Genomic DNA, 2677 nt, shown 5'->3' on the forward strand with positions numbered 1-2677 from the left:
GGGTTGGTGCAGAAATTTTGTATCTGCCGCCTTATTCTCCAGATTTCAACAAAATTGAGCATCATTGGTTTGCTATAAAAAACAGAGCCAGGAAAGACATTCCTCTATTCGAATCCTTTCGTCGTGCTGTTGATTCTGCCTTCCTATGACCTGTTCGGACTATTATGAGAAATGCTATAACCGTGAAAGGTTACGTGTAATGCTTCTTCACATAATTATCAATAATTGCCTTAAATTCTTCAGAGACATTATCACCTTGTAAAGTTTTGAAATATTTGCCGTTTTTGTAGACTGCTGAAACAGGTTTTTCTCCATATCCAGGTAAGCTGATTCCCAAATTTGCGTGTTTGCTTTCTCCAGGACCATTTACTATGCATCCCATAACAGCAATGTTCATATGCTCTACACCTGGATTTTTTTTCTTCCACATCGGCATATGAGTTTTTATATAGCCATTCACCTCTTCAGTTAATATACGAAAACGATCGCTACTCGTGCGCCCACAACCAGGACATGAATTAACCTGAGGGTTAAAGTGTCGCAAGCCTATAGACTGCAATATTTCCTGACACACCACCACTTCATTAGTACGCGATTCACCAGGACGTTGAGTCAAAGAAGCCCGTATTGTATCTCCAATGCCATTTTGCAATAAATAAGTAAGCCCTGCTGCGGTATTTACCACACCTTTATTGCCCATACCAGCCTCAGTTAAACCCAAATGCAGCGCATAATTGGAAGATTTTGCAAGTGCCATATAAACTAAAATTAAATCTTGTACTTTGCTAACTTTACATGAAATGATTATTTTGTTTGAATTTAGACCAATTTCTTCAGCTTTTTTTGCACTATCAAGAGCAGACATTACAAGTGCTTTGCGCAGTATAACCTCAGAAGGCCTTGAATTACTAAGCGAAGAGTTTTCATCCATCAATTTTTGCAAAAGGTATTTATCAAGACTACCCCAATTTACCCCAATTCTAACCGGAAGATCGTGCATTATTGCATACTCTATAACCCTTTCAAACTTCTCATCACGTTTGTTGCCAAAACCTATATTGCCTGGGTTTATCCTAATTTTACCCAGCATTTTGATGTTGTCTGGATAATCTTGAACTAATTTATCTAGCTCATACTGACCACAGCCTACCAATATTTTACCGTCAAAACCTTCTTTATTTATCTCTTCTACTATATAAGGTATGGCTCTTGCTACCTCCTCTGAGTTCAAGGCAATTCGCACCAATTCTGAACCTGTACGCGCTAGTTCTGTTATTTCTTTTGCATAATGTTTTGCGCTACTTTTTATATTATCAGAATCTATATGCACACCAAGCGCCATAGATTGTACAACTACAGGATTATTTCCGCCTATCTTTACTTTTCCAACTTCTACAACATGAGTTTTGTGCCTGGAAATCTGCGATAATTCATATGCATTATCATTCAATATCAGGTCTTTATCTAGCATATTATTAATGGCCAATATTGTGATACTATTTTACTGTGTCAGCTACACTGCCAAATGAACTTGAACCATTCAAACTATAAGCATCTACGTTATCCAAATTAGCAATAGAATCATGTGAGCACGTTCTTCTTGATGGAGTTTCTTTTATAGTGACATTTATAGGAGAAACTTTCTTTTCTCGTGTTGAAGTAACTTTCTTCTCTTCTTGTTGTTCACTTTCATGCTGCTTATTTTCATACTGGAAAACTGACTCTTGATCTATAAATACAGCACCCCTTAAACGTGCGATATTAATACCATGCTGATTTATCATAGTGCTCTCTTCATCGTCGACTATGCAAGCTTCCATGTCATTTGTGTCATTATCAAGAGTAGCAATTTTTTTCTCTTTTAATTTTTTGATTAGATCTTCTTTATTTATAGCTCGATCTTGTAATTTTTTTTTCTTGAGCAATTCCCTACGCTTCTCATACAGTTTATATGACTCAGCAAAATCCTCATCTGTATGAAAGTTTGCACCACCAGGGTTACCAGGAGGTATGTATCTCTTACTGAGCTTAGATTTAGCTTCAGCACTATGCACAGTAAAAAAGCTAGAAACCAAAAACATTAATATAAATAAAATTTTAGAAAAAACCCTAAGCATATGGTGCTATAGTAAATATCGTGTTTTAAAAGATAGCAATTAACAAACTTTAAGTAAACCAGAATCTTTACTAACTTTACAATACAAATATTTTTCTAAAAAGTGATATGTTTGCTATCAAAAAAACCTACGCAGACTAAGAGAAGAGTAAGGTGTTACAAGTTGCGTAACACCTTTTCAAGAAAAGTGTTATGCAGCTATATGTTTGCAACTTTTAAGTTATTCTGTAGTTTTTCAGTACCATCGGTAGTATCTACATTACTAAGTTTTGCGTCTGGCGTATCTTTAGATAAGTCGTTTTTCTTCTCTTTATCAAGCTTAACTCCCTGATAGATACAGAATGCAACAAAACTAGTTATTGCTATTGCGGCAACAGCACTGACTATGATACAAATTGCCATTATTTTTTGTTGATCTGCTACTGCCTCTGCAAGTGTTTCCACTTTTTCTTGCAGGCCGTTTAAGTGCTCTTGCATAGCTTGAAACTGCTTAGTATAGCACTTCTCGCAATAGTCCGAATAGGATAAGATATGTGCTTATGGCTATGGTAGAGCAGTAGC

Annotated in this window: 4 protein-coding genes; 1 reads left to right on the plus strand and 3 read right to left on the minus strand. The window is 36.1% G+C overall.

What is annotated here, in order from left to right; genetic code table 11:
- On the plus strand, positions 1-149 hold a 149-nt coding region (locus tag OZD68_RS05830; protein ID WP_275008740.1), incomplete at its 5' end, for a transposase.
- Between the two features lie 41 nt (positions 150-190).
- Here OZD68_RS05830 and ispG read toward each other — a convergent pair.
- The 3 genes from ispG to OZD68_RS05845 form a co-directional block, all read right to left on the minus strand.
- Positions 191-1471, minus strand: a complete 1281-nt coding sequence (gene ispG, locus OZD68_RS05835; RefSeq protein ID WP_182309619.1) for a flavodoxin-dependent (E)-4-hydroxy-3-methylbut-2-enyl-diphosphate synthase — start codon at positions 1469-1471, stop codon at positions 191-193.
- 25 nt (positions 1472-1496) lie between these two features.
- Complete coding sequence (locus tag OZD68_RS05840) at positions 1497-2117, minus strand: TRP75-related protein (RefSeq protein WP_182309618.1); 621 nt, start codon at positions 2115-2117, stop codon at positions 1497-1499.
- 197 nt (positions 2118-2314) lie between these two features.
- A complete protein-coding gene (locus OZD68_RS05845; RefSeq protein WP_259366050.1) occupies positions 2315-2593 on the minus strand; it encodes a hypothetical protein in 279 nt (92 codons plus the stop codon).
- Positions 2594-2677 lie beyond the last annotated feature (84 nt).

Source organism: Wolbachia endosymbiont of Drosophila bicornuta, from assembly GCF_028982105.1.
Lineage (GTDB): Bacteria > Pseudomonadota > Alphaproteobacteria > Rickettsiales > Anaplasmataceae > Wolbachia > Wolbachia pipientis.